This is a genomic window from Pseudoxanthomonas composti, assembly GCF_004122095.1.
In the GTDB taxonomy this organism is placed as follows: domain Bacteria; phylum Pseudomonadota; class Gammaproteobacteria; order Xanthomonadales; family Xanthomonadaceae; genus Pseudoxanthomonas_A; species Pseudoxanthomonas_A composti.
On the sequence record NZ_SAWZ01000008.1, the window covers coordinates 151,647 to 176,911 of the forward strand.

Here is a 25,265-nt window from a genome sequence, read left to right on the forward strand (position 1 = left end):
GCTTACTCCGTAACCCGGCGCCAGAAGCCGGAGGAAAAACGTGGATCGATGAAGGCGTTGAACGTCTTCCACTTCGGGTAGGCGCGCTGAAACGACGCCGCGGACATACGGGCATCCTTTGCAGGATAGAGTGCGCCGCCGGCCTCATCCACGATGCGGTCCAGGCGGTCCAGCAGGCGGAACACCGCCGGTCCGGTATTGGGAAAGTCCAGGGCCAGTGTGGTCCCCGGGCGGGGAAAGGAGAGCATGCCGGGCGAGGCCCGGTCACCAAACTCCTTCAGGACGGCCAGGAACGAGCCGCTGCCGCTGCGTGAGATCTCCTGCAGCAGCGCATCCACCCCTGCCGACGCGTTCGCCGGTGGCAGCGCGCACTGGTACTGCAGGAAGCCTGCTGGGCCGTACATGCGGTTCCAATGGGCGATTCCATCGAGCGGATAGAAGAAAGGCAAGAGGTGGCTGGCAACGCGTTTGTGCCTTGCCGGCTGGCGCCAGTAGTACAGCGCGTTGAAGGGGCGAAGTGTCAGCTTGTTCACCAGCGACACCGGCGGCGTGAAAGGTATCGCCAGGCCCTTGCTTGGCGCACCCGGGCGCTCCCCCGCGCTCTGGGCTGCGTGATCGGCGCGGGTGAAGTGTCCGCGGCCACGCGACTTTCCGCTGGACAGGCAATCGATCCAGGCCACGCTGTACTCATGGCTGTCCACCGAAGCCCGCGACAGCGCGAAAAACTCATCCAGCGATCCGAACCTGATGTTCTCCACCTCCAGTGCAGGGCCAGGAACGCGACGGAGCTGGAGCTCGGCCTCGGTGATGAGGCCGGTCAACCCCAGGCCACCGACCGTGGCGCCGAACCAGCCCTTGGCGTCGTCATCGGGCTTGCACGTGCGGCGCGTGCCGTCGCTACGCAGCAGCTCGAGCTGGCGCACATGGTGGCCGAAACTGCCGGTCCGGTGGTGATTCTTGCCATGGACATCATTGGCGATGGCGCCTCCCACCGTGACATGGCGCGTGCCGGGGGTGACAGGCAGAAACCAGCCTTGGGGGAGGACAAGATCGATGATCTCGGCCAGGGTCACGCCTGCTTCGCAGCGCAGGACGCCGCTTGCGCGATCGAAATCGATGAAGCGGTCAAGACCACGGGCGTGCAGCAGCGTGCCCTGCGGATTCAGGCAACTATCGCCATAACTGCGCCCATTGCCATGTGGCAACGCGCTACCAGTGAAATCGGGAAGGGCCGCGGCGCGGTCAACCAGCCCGACCACGGTCTGAGCGACCCGCGGATAGCGGCCCCACGACTGGCCGGGCCTTGCCATCAAATCGCCGCCAGTGCGAACGCGCCGCAAAGCACGACGACGATCTGGCTGACGCGATCGGTAGCGGCAAAGACGATCGGGTCGTCATGCATGTCGCCACGATGGGCGACCACCCAGACGCGGCTGACCCAGTAGAGCAGAATCGGGCAGATCATCCACAGCAGCTTTGGGTGCCTATACAGCTCCACGCTCTGGGGACTGTCGATGTAAAGCGCCATCACCATCACGGCGATGTAGCCGGCCGCAGCGCCGAGCGATTGCAGCAGGGGCAGATCCTCCACTGAGTAGCCGCGGCCGCTCGCCTTGCTCTTGCCGCTGGCGAGCATGGCGTGCAGCTCCGTGTAGCGCTTGAGCAGGGCCAGCGACAGGAAGATGAACATCGAAAACGCCAGCAGCCAAAAGGACAGCTCCGATTCGATCGCCAGGGCGCCGCCGATGATGCGCACGGTGTACAGCGCGGCCAGTAGCACGACGTCGATCATCACGATGCGCTTGAGACGCAGCGAGTAGGCGAGCGTCATGACGTAGTAAGCCAACAGCACCGCCGTGAACTGCACGTTGCAGACCAAGGAGAGCGCAAGGCCGCAGAGCGTCAGGATTGGTGCGGCGAAAAGGCCATGCAGCAGGGGAAGCTTGCCCGCTGCGAATGGGCGCTTGCGCTTGCGCGGATGCTGGCGGTCCGGGGTCAGGTCCAGCAGATCGTTGAGGACATAGACGCCGGAGGCGCACAGTCCAAAAGCAACCAGCGCCATGAAGGATTGGACGACGGACTCGGGATCTAGAAAGCGATGGGCGGTCAGCAGCGGAACGAACACCAGCAGGTTCTTGAGCCACTGGTGCAGGCGCAACGCCTTAAGCCAGGCCTTGCCGCGCGCGGGCGCGGGCCAATGGGCGCGAACCTCGGTGCGTTGCGCAGCACGCTGGGCAAGCCCGCGGCCATTATTGACCACCCATGCCGCCGATGCCTGTTCCCAGACTGCGAGGTCCACCTCGCCATTGCCCATGTACTCGAATCCGCGCGGGCCGAAGCGCTCCACCAGGGCCTGCGCCTTGTTGGCTCCGGACAAGTTCTTGTGGCCGTCGCTGGCGATGACTTCTTCGAACAAGCCCAGATGTGCGGCGATCGGCGTCACCAGTAGCTGGTCCGAGGCGGTACACAGGACACGCGGACGCAGCGAAGTGGTGCGCAGCGTCTCCAGGACCTGCGGGTTGTAGGGCAGGGTGTCGGCGGGCAGGGTGACCCGCTCGGCGAGTTCGCGCTTTAAAGCGGCCTTGCCACCCATCAGCCAGATCGGAAGCAGGAAGATGTAAAGCGGGTTGCGCGCAAGTAGCGCAAGCAGCGACTCGTACAGAATGTCCGAGTTCAGCAGGGTGCCGTCCAGATCCACGCAGAGGGCCGGCCCATGTTCGCGTGCTGCGCCGAAGGCAGGCCCTGTGGACGTTGACGACATGTGTAACCTGGCAGCCGTGGTATGGCTGCCGATTATACGATGGTCGCGCCATCCCTTCAGGTCCTGATCAGGTGGCGCTCGAGGTTCAAAGCCGACAGTGCGCCCACGGTGATGGCGAACCAGAGCGTCACCAGTCGCGTGCCAATGGCCGCTGCCAGCGCCTCCGGGGTTGCCACGCCAAGCCGGCCGAGCATCAGGACGATCGCCAGCTCGGTCGTCCCGACTCCCCCGGGAACAAAGGAAAGTGCCCCCATCAGCATGGCGAGTGGATAGATGCCGAGCAGTGCCGTGAGCGGGCCCTGGATGCCCAGTGCACTGCTGATGCCGAAGAACGTCAGCGCCGTCAGGCCCCAGGCCAACGCGCCAGTGAGCATGCTCAGCGCAAGCGACCGCCATGTCAGACAGCGCGCCAGATCCTCCACCGCATTCCTGATGAACGACAGCATCTTCCTGAGCGGACCCTCAGGCAGCCTCGCAGCAGACCATCCGAAGCAACGGCCCGATCCTGGCCAAGCTGCAAAGCCGAACAGCACACCGACGAAGGCAAGCACCACCACGCAGAGCAAGCCCAGTGTTGGGAAAACGCGCGCGGCCAAGAGCGACAGCAGCAGGATGACCAGCAGGTCGCAGGCACGCTCGAACACAAACACGGCCATCGTCCGGGACGCCGGGACGCCCATGCGCTCGAAATAGCGGATACGCAGTAGCTCACCTGCTTTGCCAGGTGTCGCGGTCAGCGCAAAGCCAGCGAGATAGGCGAGGAAGCCCGGCCACCACGGCAGGCGATGTCCCCGGCCCCGTAAAAGCCACCGCCAACGCCCATAACGTACGACATAACTGGCCAGGACCAGGGGCAGCATGAGGACCAGTACGCCGCCTTGATCCAGCAGGCGGCGGAATGTGCCGTTTTCCCGGTCGATCCACCACAGCGCAGCGATGTAACAGGCGCAGACCACTGCGACGGTGGCTGCCTGCCAATGTGCGCGTTGTCCTCTCCTTGTGGTTCTACCGTCCAGCCGTTCGTTCAAGGAGATGTTCCGGTCAGGTCGCCGCGTCCAACTCAGGAAGGAGCGCGAACAGATCGCCCACCAGCCCGATATCGGCAATCTCGAAGATCGGCGCGTCCGGATCCTTGTTGATCGCCACGATGGTGCCGGCGTCCTTGATGCCGGTCAGGTGCTGGATGGCGCCGGAGATGCCGATCGCCATGTACAGCTCGGGGGCGATGATCTTGCCGGTCTGGCCAACTTGCAGCTCGTTGGGGACGTAGCCGGCATCCACCGCCGCGCGTGAGGCGCCCACGGCGGCGCCGAGCTTGTCGGCCAGCTTGTAGATGATCTCGAAGTTTTCCTTCGAGCCCACGCCGCGGCCGCCAGACACCACACGGCGGGCCGACTGCAGATCCGGGCGGTCGGACTTGCCGGCCGCCAGGCCGATGAAACGCGTGTGGCTGGGCAGGTCGACCTGCACGCTGGCCGCTTCGATGGGTGCGTTGCCGCCCTGGGCGGCCTCGGGCCAGGAGGCGGTGCGCACGGTGGCAACCACGGTCTGGCTGGCATCGGCCTGGACGGTGATGATGGCATTGCCGGCATAGATCGGGCGGGTGAAGCTGTGATCGCCCTCGACCGTGATCAGGTCCGACACCTGGGCCACGCCCAGCAGCGCGGCCACGCAGGGCATTAGGTCCTTGCCGAAGGTGGTCGAGGGGCCGAACACGTGCGTGTAGCCGGCCGCCAGGGCCGCGATCTGCGGCGCGAGCACCTGGCCGATGGCATGTTCGTTGGCCGCGTGGGTCACGGTGACAACCTTGGTGACGCCCGTCAGCTTGGCGGCAGCGTCAGCGACGGCGGCCGGATCGGCGGCCAGCACGGCGACGTCCAGCGCCTCTGGCTTGAGCGCGGCGGCGGCGCTGACGGTCTTGGCGGTGGAGGCGTTGAGCACGCCGTCCAGGTGTTCGGCGATGACGAGGACTTTGGACATGTGCAGGTTCCTGTTCCTTCATTCCCGCCTGGGCGGGAGTGCATGAGTTCGATCGGGCGACGAGTGGTGGCGCAGGGCGCGGGGGAGGCGAGGCGGGCTCTTTAGAGCAAGCCCTTCTGCTTCAGCGCGGCCACCAGCTCGGCAGCGTCCTTGACCATCACGCCCCGGCTGCGCTTGGGCGGGGCGGCGTAGTGGCTCACCTTCAGCTCCGCGCCGGCTTCCACGCCGAGGTCGGCGAAGGCGATGGTCTCCAGCGGCTTGGACTTGGCCTTCATGATGTCCGGCAGCTTGATGAAGCGCGGCTCGTTCAGGCGCAGGTCGGTGGTGATCACCGCCGGCAGATCGACTTCCAGCGTTTCCAGGCCGGCATCAACCTCGCGCGTGACCGTGGCCTTGCCATCGGCGATCTCGACTTTGGAGGCGAAGGTGGCCTGCGGCCGGCCCCACAGCGTGGCCAGCATCTGGCCGGTCTGGCTGGCGTCATCGTCGATGGCCTGCTTGCCCAGGATCACCACATCCGGCTGCTCCTTTTCGACCAGCTTCAGCAGGGTTCGCGCGGCGGTGAGCGGCGAGACGGCGGCGTCGGCGACCACATGCAAGGCGCGGTTCGCACCCATGGCCAGGCCGTTGCGCAGGTGCGCGGCGGCATCGGCCGGGGCGATGGTGGCCACCACCACTTCGGTGGCGATGCCCTTGTCGCGCAGGCGCAGGGCCTCTTCCAGCGCGATCTCATCGAACGGATTCGGCGAGAGCTTGACGCCCTCGGTGACCACGCCGGAGTTGTCCGGCTTGACCTGAATGCGGACGTTGTAGTCCACCACGCGCTTGTAGGCGACGAGAATCTTCATTGCTTGGGCAAACCTCAAGGAAGTCGATCAAGCCCGGCCCTGGGGGACGGCGCGGGGCGAGGCAGGATTCTAGCGGATGTGGTCTAACCATGCGATGGCGTATGGTTTCACTGAGGCGCGGGCCAGTCGCTGATTCATTCTGGGCTTGTGTCGCTGGCGGTTTATCCTATGGGGCTTCCGCAACGAAGCGGGACTTGGTCGTCTATTCGGAGAATTGCGTGTCGCAGACGTGGCTGGTTACCGGCGGTGCCGGATTCATTGGTGGGAACTTCGTCCTGGAGGCGGTTGAGCGGGGCGTCAAGGTGGTCAACCTGGACGCGCTGACCTATGCCGGCAACCTGAAAACCTTGGCCTCTTTGGACGGCAACCCCAACCACGTCTTCGCGCACGGGGATATCGGCGACAGCGCCCTGGTAAGCCGGCTGCTGGCTGAGCACCAGCCGGACGCGGTGCTGAACTTCGCCGCCGAGAGCCACGTGGACCGTTCTATCGACGGCCCGGGGGCGTTCGTCCAGACCAATGTGGTCGGCACGCTGGGCCTGCTGGAAGCGGTGCGGGACTACTGGAAGGGGTTGCCGGCCGAGCGCGGCGCGGCTTTTCGCTTCCTGCACGTGTCCACCGATGAGGTCTACGGCACCCTGGGCGAGACCGGCAAATTCACTGAAACCACCCCGTATGCGCCCAACTCGCCCTACTCGGCGTCCAAGGCCGCCTCGGACCATCTGGTGCGCGCGTTCCACCACACCTACGGGCTGCCGGTGCTGACCACCAACTGCTCCAACAACTACGGGCCGTACCATTTCCCTGAAAAACTCATCCCGCTGGTGATCGCCAAGGCGCTGGCTGGCGAGCCGCTGCCGGTCTACGGCGATGGCAAGCAGGTGCGTGACTGGCTGTTCGTCTCCGACCACTGCGAGGCGATCCGCACGGTGCTGGCCAAGGGGCAGGTCGGTGAGACCTACAACGTCGGTGGCAATTCCGAGAAGCAGAACATCGAGGTGGTCCAGGCGATCTGCGCACTGCTGGATGCGCGCCGTCCGCGCCAGGATGGCCAGCCGCGCAGCAGCCAGATCACCCATGTCGCCGATCGTCCGGGCCACGACCGTCGCTATGCGATCGATGCCTCCAAGCTGAAGAATCAGCTGGGCTGGGAGCCCAAGCACACCTTCGAGCAGGGCATCGCCGAAACGGTGGACTGGTACCTGGCCAACCAGGCGTGGGTCAATGGCGTGCTCGATGGCAGCTATCGCCTGGAGCGCATCGGAGGGGTGCAATGACGCAGCGCAAGGGCATCATCCTGGCCGGCGGCTCCGGCACACGGCTGTATCCGATCACCAAGGGCGTCAGCAAGCAGCTGTTGCCGGTGTACGACAAGCCGATGATCTACTACCCGCTCAGCGTGCTGATGCTGGCGGGTATCCGCGAAGTGCTGATCATCAATACGCCGCACGAGCAGGTGCTGTTCCAACAGCTGCTGGGCGATGGCTCGGCCTGGGGCATGGACATCCAGTACGCGGTGCAGCCCAGCCCGGATGGCCTGGCGCAGGCTTACCTGATCGGTCGGGACTTCGTGGACGGCAAGCCGAGTTGCCTGGTGCTGGGAGACAACATCTTCCACGGGCACGGGCTGACCGAGACCCTGCAGCGCGCCGACGCGCGGACCGAGGGGGCCACCGTGTTCGGCTACTGGGTCAACGACCCCGAGCGCTATGGCGTGGCCGAGTTCGATGCCTCGGGCAAGGTGATCGACATCGAGGAAAAGCCGGCCAAGCCGCGCTCCAACTACGCGGTCACCGGTCTGTACTTCTACGACGGCAATGCGCCGGAGCATGCCGCGGCGTTGAAGCCCTCGCCGCGCGGCGAGCTGGAGATCACCGATCTGAATCGCCGTTACCTTGAGTCGGGACAGCTGCATCTTGAGCCGCTCGGGCGCGGCTATGCGTGGCTTGATACCGGCACGCATCAGTCGCTTCACGAGGCGTCCAACTTCATCCAGACCATCCAGGATCGCCAGGGCCTGCAAGTGTGCTGCCCTGAAGAAATTGCCTTCGGTCAGAAGTGGATCGATGCCGAGCAACTGGAGCGCCTGGCGGCGCCCCTTCTCAAAAATGGCTATGGCCGCTATCTGCACGAGCTGGCGGTGCGGGGGAAAGTGATTTGAAGATCATCGAAACGAGTTTGCCGGGCGCCACCCTCATCGAGCCGGCAGTGTTCGGCGACGACCGCGGGTTCTTCATGGAGACCTGGAATGCCCAGCGCTACGGCGAGCTTGGCCTGCCGGACCGCTTCGTGCAGAGCAATGTTTCTTCCTCGTCCAAGGGCGTGCTGCGTGGCCTGCACTACCAGTGGCCCAATCCGCAGGGCAAGCTGGTCAGCGTGCTGGAAGGCGAGGTCTACGACGTGGCGGTGGACATCCGCCGCGGCTCGCCGCATTTCGGCAAGTGGGCCGCCGTGCTGCTGAGCGCGGAGAACAAGCGCCAGTTCTGGATTCCGGAAGGATTCGCGCACGGGTTTGCGGTGCTGTCCGACCGCGCGGTGTTCAGCTACATGTGCACCAATGTCTACGACAAGGCGGCCGATGCCGGCGTGCGCTGGGACGACCCCGCCATCGGCATTGACTGGCCGGTCGGCGAGCCGCTGCTGTCGGACAAGGACGCCAGGGCGCCTTTGCTGGCGGACGTGGCTGAAGAGCGCCTTCCGGTCTACACGCCATGACCGTCTTGCTGCTGGGCGCCAATGGCCAGGTCGGCCATGAGTTGCGCCGCGCGTTGGCGCCGTTGGGTGCGCTCGTTTGCACCACCCGCAGCGGCATGCTGGAAGACGGCACGCATTGCGAAGTGGCGGACCTGGATCAGCCAGACAGCCTGACGGGGTTGCTGGACCGGATCGCTCCGACCACTGTGGTCAACGCCGCGGCCTATACCGCCGTGGACAAGGCCGAGGAGGATCGCGAGGCCGCGTTCCGCGCCAACGCCGAATCGCCGGGTGTGCTGGCGCGTTGGTGCGCGGCGCACGGCGCCACGCTGGTGCATTACTCCACCGATTACGTCTTCGATGGCCAGGGTACGGCGCCTTACGCAGTGGATGCCCCGACCGCGCCGTTGGGCGTCTACGGGGCCAGCAAGCTGGCTGGCGAAGACGCGATCCGCGCCGCGGGCGGCCGGTACCTGATCTTCCGCACGGCCTGGGTGTACGCCTCGCACGGCAAGAACTTCCTGCTGACGATGCTGCGCGCCGGCGGCCAGCGCGATGAGCTGCGCGTGGTAGCCGATCAGATCGGGACGCCGACCCCGGCGGCGCTGATTGCCGATGTCACCGCGCAGGTCCTGCAGCGCGGCGGCGATGCCTCGGGCACCTGGCACCTCACCGCGGCGGGCCAGACCAGCTGGCACGGCTTTGCCCAGGCCATTTTCGACAAGGCCCTGGCCGCGGGTCTGATGCCGTGTGCGCCAAGGGTCGCCGCGATTCCATCCTCCGACTATCCCACCCCGGCCAAGCGCCCGGCTTACTCCTGCCTGGACACCGGCAGCCTGCAATCGGACTTCGATGTCGTCCTGCCCAGCTGGGAAGCGGGGCTGGAGCGGGTCATCGCGGAACTGGCGGCCAAACAGGGCTGACAGGCAACACCCGATCGGGGGAAGGGGCGGCGGCCGTCAATAAGGCGTTGCAGGTCGATGGCGTATCGTTAGCCGGCTATTTCCCCCATCCCCCCTCGAGGTTGCGTCCCATGAAGATTGCGGTGGCCGGTACCGGCTACGTCGGGTTGTCCAACGGTGTCCTGCTGGCCAGGCACCATGAAGTCGTCGCGCTGGACATTGTCGAAGCCAAGGTCCGGATGCTCAACGAAGGGCGCTCGCCCATCGTCGACAAGGAGCTGGAGGCCGCGCTGGCCGAAGGCGGCCTGAACTTCAAGGCCACCTTGGACCCCAACGAGGCGTATGCCGACGCGGAGTTCGTGGTCATTGCGACCCCGACCGACTACGACCCGCAGACCAACTACTTCAACACCCGCTCGATCGAGGCGGTGATCAAGCAGGTGATGGCGATCAATCCGTCGGCCACGATGATCATCAAGTCGACCGTGCCGGTGGGCTACACCGAGAAGGCGCGCGCGCAGTTTGGCACCGACAACATCGTGTTCTCGCCCGAGTTCCTGCGCGAGGGCAAGGCCCTGTACGACAACCTGCATCCTTCCCGCATCATCGTCGGCGAGCGCTCGCCGCGCGCGGAGAAGTTCGCCGCGCTGCTGCAGGAAGGCGCGATCAAGCAGGACATCCCGGTGCTGTTCACCGAGCCGACCGAGGCCGAGGCGATCAAGCTGTTCGCCAACACTTACCTGGCCATGCGCGTGTCCTACTTCAACGAGCTGGACACCTATGCGGTGACCAACGGGTTGGACAGCCGTCAGATCATCGAGGGCATCTGCCTGGATCCGCGCATCGGCAGCCACTACAACAATCCGTCCTTCGGCTATGGCGGCTACTGCCTGCCCAAGGACACCAAGCAGCTGCTGGCAAATTACCAGAGCGTGCCGCAGAACATCATCCGCGCGATCGTGGATTCAAACACCACGCGCAAGGATTTCATCGCCGCCGACGTGCTCAAGCGCAGCCCCAAGGTCGTGGGCATCTATCGCCTGATCATGAAGGCCGGCTCGGACAACTTCCGCGCCTCCAGCATCCAGGGCGTGATGAAGCGCCTGAAGGCCAAGGGTGTGGAAGTGATCGTCTACGAGCCCACGCTGAACGAGCCGGACTTCTTCCGCTCGCGCGTGGTCAACGACCTGGAAACCTTCAAGCGCGAGTCGGACGTCATCATCAGCAATCGCATGGCCAGCGCCCTGGATGACGTGGCCGAGAAGGTCTATACGCGGGATTTGTTTGGGGACAATTGAGGTAGGAACGAGTGAAGAGGAACGAGGAACGAGTTAAGGCCAAGTCGCCTTATTCGTCCCTCGTCCCGTTTGAATCGCGAAGGGCCGAAGGGGAGCGAGGAAGGAATCGAGGCCAATGACCTGACTCGTTCCTCGTTCCTCTCGACTCGTTCCTCGCTCCTCAGCCCTTCAGCAGCGCCGAGATCTCCTCCGTCTTCTCCTGCAGCAGCGCCGCATCCCCACGCGTTTCCACATTCAGGCGCAACAGCGGTTCCGTGTTGGAGCTGCGGATGTTGACGCGCCAGGTGCCGAAGTCGGCGCTGGTGCCGTCGGTGTAGTCCAGCTCCGGGTTCAGGTCGGCGTAGCGATCCATCACGCGCTTCACCGCGGCCTTGGCGTCGTCCACCTTGAAGTTGATCTCGCCGCTGCAGGGGAACTTGGCCATGCGGTCCTCGACCCAGCTGCCCAGCGAACGGCCCGAGGTGGACACCAGCTCGGCGATCAGCAGCCACGGGATCATGCCGGAGTCGGCGAAGGCGAACTCGCGGAAGTAGTGGTGGGCGCTCATCTCGCCGCCGTACACCGCGTTCTCCGAACGCATCTTTTCCTTGATGAAGGCGTGGCCGCTCTTGCACAGGACCGGCACGCCGCCGGCTTCCTCGACCATCTCCACCGTGTTCCAGGTCAGGCGCGGGTCGTGCACGACCTTGCCGCCTGGCTGCTTCTTGAGGATGGCCTGAGCCAGCAAGCCGACCAGGTAGTAGCCCTCGATGAAGCGGCCGGTCTCGTCGAAGAAGAAGCAGCGGTCGAAGTCGCCGTCCCAGGCGATGCCGAAGTCCGCGCCATGTTCCTTGACCGCGGTAGCGGTCGCCTCGCGGTTTTCCGGCAGCAGCGGGTTGGGGATGCCGTTGGGAAAGTTGCCGTCCGGCTCGTGGAACACCCGGATGAATTCCAGGGGCAGATGCGGTGCCAGCAGGTCCACGATCGCACCGGCGCCGCCGTTACCGGCGTTCACCACCACTTTCAGCGGCTTCAGGCTGTCCGGCTTGATGTAGCTGAGCAGGTGCTGGATATACGCCGACTTGTCAGGGCGATGCTCTTCGTTGGCGGTCGGCTCGGTCGCCGGGGCCTTGTCGGCATCGGCCTTGTCGCGGATGTCGAACAGGCCGGTGTCCGAGCTGATCGGCCGGGCCTGCTCGCGCACCAGCTTCATGCCGTTGTAGTCCATCGGGTTGTGGCTGGCGGTGACCATCACGCCACCGGCGGCCTTGAGGTAATCGGTCTGGAAATAGACCTCCTCGGTGCCGCACAGGCCGATGTCGATCACCTCGCGGCCCTGCGCGCGCAGGCCGGCCGAGAGTGCGTCCTGCAGGCCGGCGCTGGTCAGGCGCACGTCGTGGCCGAGCACCACCGGGCCTGCATCCAGCGTAGAGGCCAGCGCGATACCGATGCGGCGGGCCAGGTCCTCGTCGAGTTCGTCTGGAACGCGGCCACGGATGTCGTAGGCCTTGAATGCGGGAAGCGGCATTGGGCGAAAGTCCTTTCGGGTTTGGGGGGAGGCGAGTGTAGCCAAGCCCATGTCCGCTGGGCGTCACGGGGACTGAACCAAAGTCCAAGTGGCGCCGACGGGTGGCTCGCTAGAATGCGGGTTTCACTTACAGCGGAGCGCAGATCGATGAGCACCGGTTCCCCCACGCTTGAGCGCAAGGGCAAGCTGTACCAGGACGCGGCCGCGGCGCTGTCGGACCTGGTGTCCGATGGCCAGACACTGGCGGTCGGCGGTTTTGGCCTGTGCGGCATTCCCGAGGCTTTGATCGCCGCCTTGCGCGATACCGGGGTCAAGGACCTGACGGTGATCTCCAACAATGCCGGCGTGGACGGGTTCGGTCTGGGCCAGCTGCTGGCTACGCGCCAGATCCGGAAAATGATTTCGTCCTATGTGGGCGAGAACAAGGAGTTCGAGCGGCAGTTCCTGGCCGGCGAACTGGAGCTGGAGTTCAACCCGCAGGGCACGCTGGCCGAGCGCCTGCGGGCCGGCGGGGCCGGCATCCCGGCGTTCTTCACCGCCACCGGCTACGGCACGGTGGTGGCCGAGGGCAAAGAAACGCGCCAGTTCGGCGATCGTCATTACGTGCTGGAGACCGCCCTGGTGGCCGACGTCGCCCTGGTCAAGGCCTGGAAGGCCGACAAGTCGGGCAATCTGGTCTTCAACAAGACCGCACGCAACTTCAATCCGGCCTGCGCCATGGCCGGCAAAGTCTGCGTTGCGGAAGTGGAGGAACTGGTCGAAGTGGGCGATCTGGACCCGGACCAGGTCCACCTGCCAGGCATCTACGTGGACCGCATCGTGGTCAACGCCCATCCGGAAAAGCGCATCGAGCAACGCACCGTCAGCGAAGGAGGCAAGTGATGGCCTGGACCCGTGAGCAGATGGCGGCCCGTGCTGCCCAGGAACTGACCGACGGCGCCTACGTGAATCTCGGCATCGGCTTGCCGACCCTGGTGGCCAACCACATTCCCGAGGGCGTGGACGTGTGGCTGCAGTCGGAGAACGGCCTGCTCGGCATTGGCCCGTTCCCGACCGAGGCGCAGGTCGATCCTGACCTGATCAATGCCGGCAAGCAGACCGTCACCGCGCGCAAGGGCGCCAGCTACTTCGGCAGCCACGATTCCTTCGCGATGATCCGTGGTGGCCATATCGACCTGGCCATCCTCGGTGCGATGCAGGTGACCGACAAGGGCGACATCGCCAACTGGATGGTGCCCGGCAAGATGGTCAAGGGCATGGGCGGGGCCATGGACCTGGTGGCAGGGGTCAAGCGCGTGGTGGTGATCATGGAGCACGTGGCCAAGGACGGTAGCCACAAGATCCTGCCCGCCTGCGACCTGCCGCTGACCGGCGTGGGCGTGGTCGACCGCATCATCACCGACCTGGGCGTGTTCGACGTCACCCCCGACGGCCTGATGCTGGTGGAGGCCGCGCCGGGGGTCAGCGTGGATGAGCTAAGGGAGAAGACCGGCGTGGCCTTCAAGGCCTGAGTCATTGGCTGGGGCGGGCGTAGCGATAGTCCGCGCCCGGCTCGCGCACGGCGTGCCCGATCTCCTCGATTCGATACCCAGCGTGCGCGACGGCGGCGCCAAAGGCGCGCTCCAACCCGTGTGCAAGCGTGCCATCGATCTGGCCTTGTTCGCGCTCGAAGTCCTCCGGCGAAAGGTGCGCGTCCAGCGCCGGGCGCAGCGCCGCCATCCGCGCCCAGAACATCGTGCCCGACGCAAAGTGCAGGTGTGCGCCGCGGGTTTCCACGCCCAGGCGCGCGCTCAGGAAGTCCAGGCTTTCGGCATTGTCGCCCACGTACTGTTCCACAGACAGCAAATGACCCGCAGGCGCCAGCATGCCCAGTGCTGGCGCATCGCGGAACCGCGCGATGCACTGCATCGGCGCCTGCGGTAGCAGGCTGTCCAGCAGCTCCCTGGCCCAGTGCATCCCGTCGTCGCGATGCACGGATTGCTTGGTATGAAGCTTCAGCACGAGCTCGACGCCTTCGTCGCAGAGCCGGTCGGCCTCATGCAGGAATGGCAGGACATCGCGCCCATGGTTCTCGTAGCAGCGGACTTCGGCGTCCAGGGCATGGGCCTGCATGACCGTTCGCACGCGTTCGGAAAGTTCAGACGTCGTGGTGACGACGATGCGTGGGCGCGTGGTCGGCTCCCAATTCGACAAACGTGCGGCGATCTCCGGTAGCGCGTCGAGATACCAGGCGTGGAGCACGATCGCCGCGCTCACGCCGACCGGCGCTGCGGGTGCATGTGCGCGCCGGGTTTGCTGCAGCCAGGCATGGCCCAGGCGCAGGTCAGGCTCCAGCACGGCACCTTCGGCCCACTCGTTCCATGCGTTGATGAAGACCAGGCGATGCTCGCTGTCCACCTGCGCCAGGCGCTCGTGGATGGTGCGGCGAAGCCAGTCGCCGTAGCCGCGCGGGGAGGCGTGCAACAGCACCTGACCTTTTCCGGAGCGCCGCGCCTCGTTGTCCCAGCCAGGGTTGACGCCCGGATACAGGCGATACTCCGGCAGAGGGCGCTGTGACATGTCATTGGCAAGCACGCGCCAGTCCAGCACGGCACCGGCGTAATCGGGATTGATGAGGCGTTGCTTCGCCGAGATGGAGGGCGCGCTGGCCATGTTGGGGGGGAACTCGACCGCGGCATCGAAGCCGATATCGCGCGGATCGGGCCGTTCGAATCCCTGGACATAGGCCAGGTGGATCTCACCGAGATCGTGCTCGCGACACCACTGGCGCCAGCGGGCGGCGGTGGCGGCCGCATCGGGCATCAGGTGCGGACGGTAGACCACCAACATCGGCCGGCCTTCGACCCGCAGGTAGCGGCGGTCGCGCAGGTAGGGCGCGATGTGCGCGATGAAGGCAAGGTCGTCCTCGGCGCTGTGCTGCTGTGCGATGAGCACGTCCTGGTCGCGGCCATCCCAGCGCCGGCTCCAGTTCTCGTTGGCCCAGCACAGGCAGAAGGGCAATGCGATCGCCTCGTCGGCCAGCCACTGCTGCAGGGGCTGCTCCATCAAGGTCTTGCCGGCGAACCAGTAGAAATAGAAGCAGAAGGCACCGATGCCGTTCTCAGCGGCCAGTGTCGCCTGCGCGCGCATGGTCTCGATCTGGCGCAGATCGTAGAAGCCAAGATCCGCGGGCAAGCGGGGCTGGACATGACCTTCGAACTGCGGCAGTGCACGGGTGACGTTGCGCCATTCGGTGAAGCCTTTTCCCCACCAGCGGTCGTTCTCCTCGAAAGGATGGAACTGGGGCAGATAGAAGGCCACCAGCCTGGCCGATCCAGGCGGCAGGGGTGGTTGCGCCTGATGCGGTCTGAATCCGATCGCCGGCAGGTCGCTGCGGATCATTGGACGACGGGGCGCGGCGGCGCCCCGCCGGCCCTTCGGCGGCGGCGGGGCCCAGTCGGCATGACGGCGCAAGAATCGCACCCGCCAGCGATCGCGCGCGCTGTCGGAGAGGGGGACGAGTCGAAAGCCCGCGCGCAAGGCGATGTAGAGCATTCTTTGCACGGACTGGGTCAACGACTTCATCGGGTACTCGCAGGTTCGGGAGAAGGACGAAGGCCAGCGCCGCCGTCCAGTGCGCCATGAACGTGCAAGCCCTTGCTCGTTGGCCATGGCGCGGCCGACAGGATACCGTGGCCCTTCAGGACGCATGGAACGACACGATGCGAGAGCGGGCGAAGCATGCGTTCTCGCCCATGCGGCAGGCCTGGGCGCGTGTAAGGTGCTAGCGTGAGGACCATGGTCAATCCATCCCCGGCGGCGGACGTCGCCTTGGTCCATCCATGGCTGCTGCCAGCTCAAGGCGATGCGGTGTTCGCCGCGCTCATGGCCGACATCCCCTGGGAAACCCACCGCATCCGCATGTTCGGCAAGTGGGTGGATTCGCCGCGCCTGAGCTGCTGGATCGGCGATCCGCAGGCGACATATCGGTACTCGGGCGCCGATTTCGCCCCGCACCCCTGGCTGCCGGTGCTGGCGGAGATGCGTCAGCGTCTGCAGCAGGAATTGGGCGTACCGTTCAACAGCGTCCTGGCCAACCGCTACCGCGACGGGCGCGATGCCATGGGCTGGCACAGCGATGATGAGCCCGAGCTTGGACCCGAGCCGGTGATCGCGTCGGTCAGCCTGGGGGCGACGCGGCGGTTCGTCCTGCGGCGACGGGACGATCATGCGGTCAAGCAGGCCTTCCTGCTGGAGCCGGGTAGCCTGCTGGTGATGCGCGGCCGTTCGCAGTTCGAGTGGCAGCATGCGCTGCCGCGGACGGCCAGGCCGGTGGGCGAGCGCATCAATCTGACCTTTCGCCAGGTCATGCGGCGCTGAAGGGAGGCCTGCACCGCAGCGATCGACCCGTGGGAGCCGCTCCCACAGATGCGTTCGGCTTCCAGTTGCCCTAACGCGCGGGCGTCGCCTTGCCCACTGCGGCTGCCTTCGGCCGCGAGGCCTCTGCCGGCGGATGCGCCTGTGCGCTGGCCAGTGTCCAGCCGCCGATCTCGCCGGTGACCTGCGTCAGGGCGCGATCGAAGCCCTGCACGACCTGGGCGATCTCGGTGCTGCCCACCGGCTGGGCCGAGGTGAAGGTGCGCGAGGCTGCCACGCTCTGGTCGTAGCTCTGCACCAGCTTGGCGTTGACCACCACGTGCACGGTCGGCTGCGCGGCGCCGGCGTAGTCCGCCTCGAAGCGGCGCACTTCCAGCACCAGCTTGTAGGTGCCGCGGATGCCCGACTCGGTGGTGCCGGTGCCGCCGGTCTTGCCCGAATCCTCCAGCGTGCGCACCACCGCATCCTGCAGCATGTCCGTGGCGCTCTGCGCCCAGGCCGCGCCGTGGTAGACCTGCAGTTCGTGCTCGACTGGCCGCACGGCGATGCGCGAGCTATCCAGCACGCGTGGCGCGCTGGGCTTGGACACCACCACCGACCACGGAATCGTCGGCCAGGCCGGATCCGGGGTGACCTGCACGATGGGCGAGTAGATGGTGGTGGGCTCGCGATCGCCACCACCGACCAGCGAGGAGCATCCAGCCAGCGCCAAGGTTGCAGCCAGCGTCAGGGTGAGGATCGGCGCCTTCATTTCGGTTCGAACTCCTTGGGGGCATCGCGGCCGAGCAGGTAGCGCGCGGGATTGCTGTCGAGGCGGTCGCTGACGCGGCGCAGGTCGCGGATCAGGCCACGTAGCTCGTTGAGCGTGGGACCCAGCTGGGCCAGGCCCTCGTTGGCGAAGCTGTTGATGGCCTGGCGGTTCTCGCCAAGCAGTGCGTCGGCATTGCCGGCGGTCGAATCGATCTTGGCCAGGGCCGAATCCAGCTTGTCCAGTGTGGCCGGCAGCTCCTTGACCACGTTCTCGTCGAAGCGCTTGAGCGTGCCGTCGGCGGTGGTCAGGGTCTTGTTGAGGCTGTTGGCGGCATCGCGCGCGGAGACCAGCAGGGCTTGCACGCCAGCTTCGCGGTCGGAGATGTCGCCGCTGATCTTCTGCAGGTTCTTCAGGGTGGCGTTGATCGAGGCCACGTTGTCGTCGCTCAGCACCTGGTCCAGGCGCTCGACGATGCGGTTGGCGGTGTCGGTGATGTTCTGCAGCGCCGAGGGCGCGGTCTGGATCACCGGCGCATCGCGGGTATCGGCCTTGGTCAGCATCTGCGACTGCGGCGAGCCGCCGCTGAGCTGGATGATGGACGGGCCGGTCAGGCTGGTGATGGCCAGCTTGGCGCGGGTGTCGGTCTTGACCGGAGTGTTGGAATCCAGGCGGATGCGGGCGATGACCTGGCTGGGATCTTCCGGCGCCAGCGACAGCTTGGTGATCGAGCCTACCGCGATGCCGTTGTACTGCACCGGGCTGCCGATGCTCAGGCCGGTGACCGCCTCATGGAACACCACTTGGTATTCCTGCCAGCTGCGCTCGGAGGAGTATTTGGCGGCCCACAGGCCGAACAGCAGCAGGCCGATCGACACCACCAGGGTGAAGGCGCCGATCAGCACGTAGTTGGCTCGGGTTTCCACGCTCAGTGCTCTCCGTCGTTGCGCTCATGCCGCGCGGCACGGGCGCGCGGGCCATGGAAGTATTCCTGGATCCAGGGGTGCTCGTTGCGTTCGATCGCCGCCAGGGTATCCACCGCGATCACCTGCTTGTCGGCCAGCACGGCCACCCGGTCGCAGATAGCGTACAGGGTGTCCAGATCGTGGGTGATGATGAAGACCGTCAGGCCCAGTGCTTCCTGCAGGGTCTTGATCAGGCGGTCGAAGGCGGCCGCGCCGATCGGGTCCAGGCCGGCGGTGGGCTCGTCCAGGAACAGCAGCGGCGGGTCCAGCGCCAGGGCGCGCGCCAGGCCGGCGCGCTTGCGCATGCCGCCGGACAGCTGCGAGGGCAGCTTGCTGATGGCATCGGCCGGCAGGCCGGCCAGCTTGACCTTCAGCAGCGCCAGCTCGTAGTGCCAGGTCTCGGGCAGTTCGCCGTGGTGCTCCTTCAGCGGCACCTGCACGTTCTCGCCCACGCTCAGCGAGGAGAACAGCGCGCCATCCTGGAACAGCACGCCGGTGTTGCGCTGGATGTACTTGCGATCGGCATTCGACCCCGAGCGCGCGTCCATGCCCAGCACCTCGATCTCGCCTTCCTGCGGCTGCTGCAGGCCCAGGATGGTGCGCATCAGCACCGACTTGCCGGTGCCCGAGCCGCCCACGATGCCGATGATCTCGCCGCGCCGCACGTCCAGGTCCAGGTTGTCGTGCACGGTCTGTTCGCCGAAACGATTGACCAGCCCGCGGACGCGGATCACCGGTGCGTCTTCCTGGGGCGCCACGGTGTCCACAGGCGCGCTCACCAGCCCACCTGCATGAACCACAGCGCTGCCATTGCATCAAGGATGATCACCAGGGCGATGGTCTGGACCACGCTGGAGGTGGTGCGCTCGCCCACCGACTGCGCCGTGCCTTCCACCCGCAAGCCCTGCAGGCAGCCGATCAGGCCGATCACCATGGCGAACACCGGCGCCTTGGACAGGCCGACGAACAGGTGGCGCAGCTCGAAGGTGTCCTGCATGCGTGCCAGGTACATCTGCGGCGGGATATCCAGGTCGAAGGCGCCCACGGTCACGCCGCCAGCCAGGCCGGCCATCATCGCGATGAAGGTCAGCAGCGGCAGCATCACCAGCAGGGCCAGCAGGCGCGGAATGACCAGCAGGTCGATCGGGTCCAGCCCCAGCGTGCGGATCGCATCGACCTCCTCGCGGCTCTTCATCGCGCCGATCTGCGCGGTGAAGGCGCTGGCGGTGCGGCCGGCCAGCACGATGGCGGTCAGCAGCACGGCGAACTCGCGCAGGAAGGCGATGGACACCAGCTCGACCACGAAGATCTCCGCACCGAAGTCGCGCAGGATGGTCGAACCCAGGAAAGCGATCACCGCGCCCACCAGATAGGACAGCAAGGCCACCAGCGGCATCGCATCCAGGCCGACCTGCTCCATGTGATGGACCATGGAGGTCACGCGCAGACGCCGCGGCTCATGCACCACGCGCAGCAGCTTGACCAGGTTCTCGCCGGTGAAATGCAGCAGCGCCATGATCTCGCGGCCGACGTCCTCCACCCGCTCGCCCAGGCGGGCCAGGGCGGCGAGGAATCCGTAATCGCGCTTGCCCTTGGGGCGGTCGTCGGCGACATCCTCGATGGTGGACACCAACGCCCGGTGATCCTCGCGGAAGTTCAGGTTTTCCAGGGGGATGTCGTGGCGCGTTGCATAGCGCAGCAGCTGCAGCACACCGGCCGAATCCAGCCGCGCGATGGCGCTGGCGTCGATGCTGTCGGCATCCTCGGGCAGCTGCTTGAGCTGGCCGGCCACCTCCAACGCCGTGGCCAGCGTCCAATGGCCCGTGAGCCGAACCTTGCGCGGGTCGGAGGGGCTGATCTGGAAGCTGGGGGGCGAGGGGACAGTCGTCATGGGCTGCTCCCGGCGAGCATACAGGCTATGCCTGCAAAGGTCAGTGCTACGCCGGCCACGGTGCGCCGGCTCAGGGGCTCGCCCAGCCACAGCGCGCCCATCAGCACCAGGAACACCGAGGCGGTTTCGTTGAGGATGGCCGCCACCGAGGCGCTGGTGTACTTGTAGCCACCCAGCCACAGCACCATCGACAAGCCTTGCCCGGCCAGTGCCGCGGTCACCAGCCGCGGCCAGGGCACGCGCGCCGGGGCGAAGGCGAACCAGCGGCGCAGCGGCGGCAAGGCCGCCATCAGCAGCAGCCCGCCGACCGCGCCGGACAGGCGCAAGGTGCTCACCCACAGCAGCGGCTGGGTCTCCAGCACGCGCTTGACCATGACCACCGCCCCGGCCATGAGCGCCACGGCGACCATGCCGATCAGCACCCCGCGCAGCGCATGCGCTGGTCGCGGCGTGGCGCCGTCACCATCGCCGGCGGTGATCAGGCCCACCCCGCCCAGCACCAGCGCAAAGCCCAGCCATTGCTGCAGGCCAAGACGCTCGCCCAGGAACAGGAAGCCCAGCAGCAGCACGCTCGGGCTGTAGAGATTGCCCACGATGCCCATGCGCCCGGCGCCGAGTTCGTTGAGCGCGCGGAAGTACAAGGTGTCGGCGATGGCGATGCCGATCACGCCGCTGGCCAGTACCAGCAGCACCTCGCGCACGGGTAACCGTGGCAAGGGACCGGTGTGCAGCCACAGGGTGAGCGGCAGCAGGGCCAGCAGGAACACCCCGTTCTTGAGCAGGTTCAGTGCCGGCGGCGGCAGGCTGCGACCGAGCTGGCGCGCCAGCACGATGCCGAAGGCCCAGGTGGCGGCGCTGCCCAGCGCCATGAGTTCCCCGATTCCCACCTGCATGCCGCGCCACATCGTCGCCTGCGAAAGGCGCGCAGTGTAGGGGATGGTCCTGCGCGCCTACACTGTGCCGATGCTGCCTTCCACCGTTCAGGCCACCTATGCACAGCGCATCGCCTTCGTGTGCGAGATCGCCGCGCGCCTGCATCGCTATGGCACCACGGCCCAGCGCCTGGAGGCGGCCATCCTGGCCTTGTCCAGCCAGCTCGGCCTGGACTGCGAGCCCTGGTCCAATCCCACCGGGCTGATCCTCAGCTTCAACGACCCGGCCAAGCCCCTCGGCGCCAGCGACACCACGCGGGTGATCCGGCTGGCCCCGGGGGAAACCGACCTGTACAAGCTCAGCGAGGCCGACCGCATCGCCGAGCAGGTGGCCGCCGGCCAGATGAGCATCGCCCAGGGGCATACCTCGCTGCGCGCGCTGGACCGGTTGGATTCGCGGCGCTCGCACGTAATTCGGGTGCTGGCCTATGGCCTGGCCGCGGCCAGCGTGGCCGGGCTGTGGCGCCTGCCCTGGCTGGACATCGGCACCGCAGGCGTCATCGGGTTGCTGATCGGCATGCTGACCCAGCGCAGCGAGGGGCGGCCGAACCTGCGCGAGGCGGGCGATGCCATCGCCGCCATGGTGGCCGGCCTGGTGGCCATCGGCGTGGCCAGCCTGGTCGGCCCGCTCAATCTCAATACGGTGATCATCTCCTCGCTGGTGGTGCTGCTGCCTGGCATGACGCTGACCAACGCCATCAACGAGCTGACCAACCAGCAGTGGGTCTCGGGCACGGCACGCTTCGCCGGTGCGATCGCCACGGTGATCAAGCTGACCGTGGGCAGCATGATCGCGGTGACGCTGGCGGACCTGGTCGGCATCGAGCCGGCCATCCGCGCCGCGCGGCCGCAGTCGGAATGGGTCGAGTGGATCGCCATCCTCTGCGCGGCCTATGCCTTCGCCGTGCTGTTCAAGGCCGGCCGTCGCGATTATCCCTGGGTCATGGCCGCCGCCGCGGCGGGCTATCTGATCTCGCGGTTCGGCGGGCTGGCCTGGGGCGCGCCGGTGGGGCTGTTCCTGTCGGCATTGACCATGACCGCCTGCGGCAATTTGTTTGCGCGGGTGGCCAATCGGCCCGGGGCGATCATCCGCGTGCCGGGCATCATCATGCTGGTGCCCGGCAGCGCCAGCCTGCGTGGGCTGATGAATCTGGTCCAGGGCGCCGGCGGGGCGGCTGATGAGTCTGCAGGGCTGGTGGTGATGAAGATCCTGATGGCGCTGATCGCAGGACTGATGTTCGGCAATCTGGTCGTGGCCTCGCGCAAGAATCTCTGACCCTGCCGCCTGCAAATCGCGAGAGTATCCAAGCAAAGAAAAACGCCGGCGATGCCGGCGTTGTTTTTGGTAAATACTGGCGAGCGATCGCGCGGTTTACTTCTTCTTGATCAGGAAATCTTCCGGCTGCTTGCCCGAGGCCACGTGGGCGGCCAGCCAGCGCGGCTGCTTGCCGCGACCGGTCCAGGTTTCCTTGGGATTGGACGGGTTGCGGTACTTCGGGGCGACCTTACCCAGCTTGCGACCGGCCATCGGCGACTTCTTCGCGGCCGCCTTGCGGCCACGCGGGGCCTTGGGGGCTTCGCCGGCGCCGAACAGCTCATCGATCGAATAACCTTCGGACTTGGCGTACTTGACGATCTTGCTGCGCACCTTGGCGATCGGCGCGCGGGTGGTCAGCTTGGTCTGCTGCTGCTGGGCCTTGGCGATCAGGCTTGCCAGCGCTTTGGCCGAAAGGCCGCTCAAATCAATCGACATCGAATGCTCCGGTGAAAGGGATGGGAAAACACCGCCCATCCGTGGCCGAGCGGCGGATGTTAGTGCATTTAACTGGATAAGAAAAACCCCGCCGTAATGGCGGGGTGGATTTTGTCCGTTTCATGTGAAAGCGGGAGGTGAAACTCCGCCGCGCGCCTGTCAGCCGGAAAGACGTTCCAGCAGCGCCGCCAGTTCGAGATTCTCCGCTTCGCTGGCCGTGCGCGCCCGGTATTCGAAGGTGCCGGCGGACAGGCCGCGCTCGGAGACCACCACGCGGTGCGGGATGCCGATCAGTTCGATGTCGGCAAACATCGCGCCCGGGCGCAGGCCGCGGTCGTCCAGGACCACGTCGTGTCCGGCCTGGCGCAACTGCTGGGCCAGCTGCTCGGCGGCCTGGCTGACGGCAGCGTCCTGTTTCGGATTGATCATACATACGGCCACCGACCAGGGCGCCATCGGCTGCGGCCAGATAATCCCGTTGCCGTCGTGATTCTGTTCGATCGCCGCGGCCACGATGCGCGACACGCCGATGCCATAGCAGCCCATGGCCATCACCGCGGCCTTGCCGGTTTCATCCAGCACCGTGGCCTGCATGGCATCGGCATATTTGCGACCCAGCTGGAAGATATGGCCGACCTCGATCCCGCGCGCCAGCCGAATCTCGCCACCGTCGGCGGCCTTTTCGCCTTCGACCACGTTGCGGATATCGGCAATGGTCTCCGGCTCGGGCAGATCGCGGCCCCAGTTGACGCCGGCCAGGTGGAAACCCGCCTCGTTGGCACCGACCACGAAATCGGCCATGGCCGCGACATCGCGGTCGGCGATGACACGAATCGGCTGTTTGGCGCCCAGCGGGCCGAGAAACCCAGGCGTGCTGCCGAGGTGGGCCAGGATGTCCGCCTCGCTGGCCATGCGGTAATCGGCCATGCCAGCGACCTTGCCCAGTTTGATCTCGTTGACCTCGTGATCCCCGCGCACCAGCGCCAGCACGAACTGCCCATCGGCGGTGGTGATGGCCAGGGATTTGACCGTGCGCTGTAGCGCGATGCCCATCAGCGCTGCGACTGCTTCGCAGGTCTTCTGGGTCGGTGTCTCGATCCGGCGCAGTTCTTCGCTGGCCGCCGCGCGCGGGGCGGGGTCGGCGGCGATGGCGGCCTCGACGTTGGCCGCGTAATCCGAGCCGGTGGAAAAGGCCAGGGCATCCTCGCCGGACTTGGCCAGCACGTGGAACTCCTGCGAGGCGTCGCCGCCGATGGCGCCCGAATCGGCCAGCACCGCGCGGAACTCCAGCCCCAGGCGGGTGAAGATGCGGGTGTAGGTCGCGTGCATGTTGCGGTATTCGCGGACCAGGTCCTCATCGCTGAGGTGGAAGGAATAGGCATCCTTCATCAGGAACTCGCGCGCGCGCATCACCCCGAAGCGCGGGCGGATTTCGTCGCGGAACTTGGTATTGATCTGGTAGAAGTTCACCGGCAGCTGCTTGTAGCTGGACAGCTCGTTGCGCGCGAAGTCGGTGATGACCTCCTCGGCGGTGGGCGAGTAGCAGAAGGCCTGTTCCTTGCGGTCGGTCACCTTGAGCAGCTGCGGGCCGAACTTCTCCCAGCGCCCGGTTTCCTCCCACAGCTCCCGCGGCTGGATGGTGGGCATCAGCACTTCCACCGCGCCGGCCTGGTTCATCTCCTCGCGCACGATGGCTTCCACCTTGCGCAGCACGCGCAGCCCCAGCGGCGACCAGGTGTACAGGCCCGAGGCGAGCTTGCGGATCATGCCGGTGCGCAGCATCAGCTTGTGGCTGATCAGCTCGGCATCGGCGGGGGTTTCCTTGGTGGTGCGGAGGTGGAACTGCGACAGACGCATCTGCAAAGACCGGGCGGGAAAACCGGTAGTTTGCCACGCGCGCGGGACTTACTCGGCGCGCTGGCCCTGCACCTGGATGCCGGCCTGGCCCTCGCGCGAGAGCCGCTCATAGGGACGGCCCCGGGGCGGGGTTTCGGTGATATGCAAAATGCCGTCCTCGTCGCGCCAGCGGTACAGCCCCGGCTGGCGGTCCTCGACCTGGATCCGCCCTTCGCGCGTTGCGTGCGCATCCGGGACCGGCGCGGGAGCGTCCTGCCGGGCCAGCCACCAGGCCGCGCCGCCGCCCAGGGCCAGCCCGCCGAGGATCGCCCAGGCCAGGCGCACGACTCAGGACGCGCTGGCGGCGGGCTTGCAGTAGGCCTTGGCGGCGGCCTCGGCCAGGGCCAGCTGGCCGGCGCGCTCTTCCGCGCTCAGCTCCTTGCCCGGTTTGCCGTCCGCACCCAGCTGGCGCACCGGCGCGCTGTTGCGCAGCGTGGCCTGGTTGAGCTTGGCCTGCGCGCACTGCGGGCTGTCCGGCTCGGCCTTGGCCGCCTGCGCGGCGCTGCCGCGCGGCTGGGTGTCGCGCGCATCGATCCGGCTGCCCTGCAGCTCGCGGCCGGCTGGCGGGGTGTCCGAGTAGTGGCTCACGCCGTTGGCGTCCTTCCACTGGTACAGGCTCTGTGCCGAGGCCAGCGGGGCGGCCAGGGCCAGGATGAGCAGGCAGCTCGGGGTCTGGAAACGGCGCATGGGCACTCCGAGGTTCGAGGCGGCGTGAAGGAGGCGATTGCAGCACC

25 protein-coding genes are annotated in these 25,265 nt (G+C 66.5%); 9 read left to right on the top strand and 16 right to left on the bottom strand.

Annotated features, from left to right (window positions below; genetic code table 11):
* Window positions 1–2 precede the first annotated feature (2 nt).
* From EPA99_RS14820 to EPA99_RS14840, 5 genes are all read right to left on the bottom strand, one after another.
* Window positions 3–1,310: an FAD-binding oxidoreductase gene (locus EPA99_RS14820; protein WP_129472015.1), complete on the bottom strand. Its 1,308-nt coding sequence runs from the start codon at window positions 1,308–1,310 to the stop codon at window positions 3–5.
* Window positions 1,310–2,698 carry a UbiA family prenyltransferase gene (locus EPA99_RS14825; protein WP_241688407.1) on the bottom strand — a complete coding sequence of 463 codons (1,389 nt, stop codon included), beginning with the start codon at window positions 2,696–2,698 and terminating at the stop codon, window positions 1,310–1,312. Before EPA99_RS14825 ends, EPA99_RS14820 begins: the two co-directional genes overlap by 1 nt.
* Window positions 2,699–2,817: 119 nt before the next feature.
* The gene (locus EPA99_RS14830; protein ID WP_129472017.1) at window positions 2,818–3,789 is read right to left on the bottom strand and encodes a lysylphosphatidylglycerol synthase transmembrane domain-containing protein; all 972 of its coding nucleotides are present in this window, start codon (window positions 3,787–3,789) and stop codon (window positions 2,818–2,820) included.
* Between the two features lie 13 nt (window positions 3,790–3,802).
* Window positions 3,803–4,741, bottom strand: a complete 939-nt coding sequence (locus EPA99_RS14835; protein ID WP_129472018.1) for an electron transfer flavoprotein subunit alpha/FixB family protein — start codon at window positions 4,739–4,741, stop codon at window positions 3,803–3,805.
* A 101-nt stretch (window positions 4,742–4,842) separates the two neighbouring features.
* A complete protein-coding gene (locus tag EPA99_RS14840; RefSeq protein ID WP_129472019.1) occupies window positions 4,843–5,589 on the bottom strand; it encodes an electron transfer flavoprotein subunit beta/FixA family protein in 747 nt (248 codons plus the stop codon).
* 218 nt (window positions 5,590–5,807) lie between these two features.
* Between EPA99_RS14840 and rfbB the strand changes: the two genes are divergently transcribed.
* The 5 genes from rfbB to EPA99_RS14865 all read left to right on the top strand — a co-directional run bounded on the left by rfbB (window position 5,808) and on the right by EPA99_RS14865 (window position 10,483).
* Window positions 5,808–6,866, top strand: coding sequence for a dTDP-glucose 4,6-dehydratase (gene rfbB, locus EPA99_RS14845; protein ID WP_129472020.1), 1,059 nt, complete (start codon window positions 5,808–5,810; stop codon window positions 6,864–6,866).
* Window positions 6,863–7,750: a glucose-1-phosphate thymidylyltransferase RfbA gene (gene rfbA, locus EPA99_RS14850; RefSeq protein ID WP_129472021.1), complete on the top strand. Its 888-nt coding sequence runs from the start codon at window positions 6,863–6,865 to the stop codon at window positions 7,748–7,750. Before rfbB ends, rfbA begins: the two co-directional genes overlap by 4 nt.
* Complete coding sequence (gene rfbC, locus EPA99_RS14855) at window positions 7,747–8,304, top strand: dTDP-4-dehydrorhamnose 3,5-epimerase (protein ID WP_129472022.1); 558 nt, start codon at window positions 7,747–7,749, stop codon at window positions 8,302–8,304. Before rfbA ends, rfbC begins: the two co-directional genes overlap by 4 nt.
* Window positions 8,301–9,206, top strand: coding sequence for a dTDP-4-dehydrorhamnose reductase (gene rfbD / locus EPA99_RS14860; protein WP_129472023.1), 906 nt, complete (start codon window positions 8,301–8,303; stop codon window positions 9,204–9,206). The genes rfbC and rfbD overlap by 4 nt, the downstream gene beginning before the upstream one ends.
* A gap of 110 nt (window positions 9,207–9,316) precedes the next feature.
* Window positions 9,317–10,483: a nucleotide sugar dehydrogenase gene (locus EPA99_RS14865; RefSeq protein WP_129472024.1), complete on the top strand. Its 1,167-nt coding sequence runs from the start codon at window positions 9,317–9,319 to the stop codon at window positions 10,481–10,483.
* A gap of 160 nt (window positions 10,484–10,643) precedes the next feature.
* On the opposite strand, the gene EPA99_RS14870 is transcribed toward EPA99_RS14865, so the two are convergent.
* Window positions 10,644–11,990: a phosphohexomutase domain-containing protein gene (locus tag EPA99_RS14870; RefSeq protein ID WP_129472025.1), complete on the bottom strand. Its 1,347-nt coding sequence runs from the start codon at window positions 11,988–11,990 to the stop codon at window positions 10,644–10,646.
* Between the two features lie 147 nt (window positions 11,991–12,137).
* Here EPA99_RS14870 and EPA99_RS14875 point away from each other — a divergent pair, with 147 nt between their 5' ends.
* Entirely contained in the window at window positions 12,138–12,872 is a 735-nt protein-coding gene (locus EPA99_RS14875) for a CoA transferase subunit A (protein ID WP_129472026.1), read from the top strand.
* On the top strand, window positions 12,872–13,501 hold the full coding sequence (locus EPA99_RS14880; RefSeq protein ID WP_129472027.1) for a CoA transferase subunit B: 630 nt from the start codon (window positions 12,872–12,874) through the stop codon (window positions 13,499–13,501). The genes EPA99_RS14875 and EPA99_RS14880 overlap by 1 nt, the downstream gene beginning before the upstream one ends.
* Before the next feature lies 1 nt (window position 13,502).
* Here the strand turns inward: EPA99_RS14880 and EPA99_RS14885 are convergent, their stop codons facing one another.
* Window positions 13,503–15,554: a glycoside hydrolase family 99-like domain-containing protein gene (locus tag EPA99_RS14885; RefSeq protein ID WP_129472028.1), complete on the bottom strand. Its 2,052-nt coding sequence runs from the start codon at window positions 15,552–15,554 to the stop codon at window positions 13,503–13,505.
* 213 nt (window positions 15,555–15,767) lie between these two features.
* Here EPA99_RS14885 and EPA99_RS14890 point away from each other — a divergent pair, with 213 nt between their 5' ends.
* A complete protein-coding gene (locus EPA99_RS14890) occupies window positions 15,768–16,349 on the top strand; it encodes an alpha-ketoglutarate-dependent dioxygenase AlkB family protein (protein WP_129472029.1) in 582 nt (193 codons plus the stop codon).
* Between the two features lie 70 nt (window positions 16,350–16,419).
* Here the strand turns inward: EPA99_RS14890 and EPA99_RS14895 are convergent, their stop codons facing one another.
* Genes EPA99_RS14895 through EPA99_RS14915 form a run of 5 tightly spaced genes read right to left on the bottom strand, consistent with a single transcriptional unit; the run spans window position 16,420 to window position 20,843 of the window.
* Entirely contained in the window at window positions 16,420–17,097 is a 678-nt protein-coding gene (locus EPA99_RS14895) for an ABC-type transport auxiliary lipoprotein family protein (protein ID WP_129472030.1), read from the bottom strand.
* On the bottom strand, window positions 17,094–18,020 hold the full coding sequence (locus tag EPA99_RS14900) for an MlaD family protein (protein ID WP_129472031.1): 927 nt from the start codon (window positions 18,018–18,020) through the stop codon (window positions 17,094–17,096). Before EPA99_RS14900 ends, EPA99_RS14895 begins: the two co-directional genes overlap by 4 nt.
* A gap of 2 nt (window positions 18,021–18,022) precedes the next feature.
* Window positions 18,023–18,841, bottom strand: coding sequence for an ATP-binding cassette domain-containing protein (locus EPA99_RS14905; RefSeq protein ID WP_206733775.1), 819 nt, complete (start codon window positions 18,839–18,841; stop codon window positions 18,023–18,025).
* Entirely contained in the window at window positions 18,835–19,950 is a 1,116-nt protein-coding gene (locus EPA99_RS14910) for an ABC transporter permease (RefSeq protein ID WP_129472033.1), read from the bottom strand. The genes EPA99_RS14905 and EPA99_RS14910 overlap by 7 nt, the downstream gene beginning before the upstream one ends.
* The gene (locus EPA99_RS14915) at window positions 19,947–20,843 is read right to left on the bottom strand and encodes a DMT family transporter (protein ID WP_164978669.1); all 897 of its coding nucleotides are present in this window, start codon (window positions 20,841–20,843) and stop codon (window positions 19,947–19,949) included. Before EPA99_RS14915 ends, EPA99_RS14910 begins: the two co-directional genes overlap by 4 nt.
* A gap of 49 nt (window positions 20,844–20,892) precedes the next feature.
* Between EPA99_RS14915 and EPA99_RS14920 the strand changes: the two genes are divergently transcribed.
* The gene (locus EPA99_RS14920; RefSeq protein ID WP_206733776.1) at window positions 20,893–22,158 is read left to right on the top strand and encodes a threonine/serine exporter family protein; all 1,266 of its coding nucleotides are present in this window, start codon (window positions 20,893–20,895) and stop codon (window positions 22,156–22,158) included.
* 96 nt (window positions 22,159–22,254) lie between these two features.
* On the opposite strand, the gene EPA99_RS14925 is transcribed toward EPA99_RS14920, so the two are convergent.
* From EPA99_RS14925 to EPA99_RS14935, 4 genes are all read right to left on the bottom strand, one after another.
* Complete coding sequence (locus EPA99_RS14925; protein ID WP_129472036.1) at window positions 22,255–22,635, bottom strand: H-NS histone family protein; 381 nt, start codon at window positions 22,633–22,635, stop codon at window positions 22,255–22,257.
* A gap of 159 nt (window positions 22,636–22,794) precedes the next feature.
* Window positions 22,795–24,492 carry a proline--tRNA ligase gene (locus tag EPA99_RS14930; protein WP_241688408.1) on the bottom strand — a complete coding sequence of 566 codons (1,698 nt, stop codon included), beginning with the start codon at window positions 24,490–24,492 and terminating at the stop codon, window positions 22,795–22,797.
* 48 nt (window positions 24,493–24,540) lie between these two features.
* Window positions 24,541–24,816: a DUF4124 domain-containing protein gene (locus EPA99_RS18985; RefSeq protein ID WP_241688409.1), complete on the bottom strand. Its 276-nt coding sequence runs from the start codon at window positions 24,814–24,816 to the stop codon at window positions 24,541–24,543.
* Window positions 24,817–24,819: 3 nt separating this feature from the next.
* Window positions 24,820–25,218, bottom strand: coding sequence for a DUF4124 domain-containing protein (locus EPA99_RS14935; RefSeq protein ID WP_129472037.1), 399 nt, complete (start codon window positions 25,216–25,218; stop codon window positions 24,820–24,822).
* Window positions 25,219–25,265 lie beyond the last annotated feature (47 nt).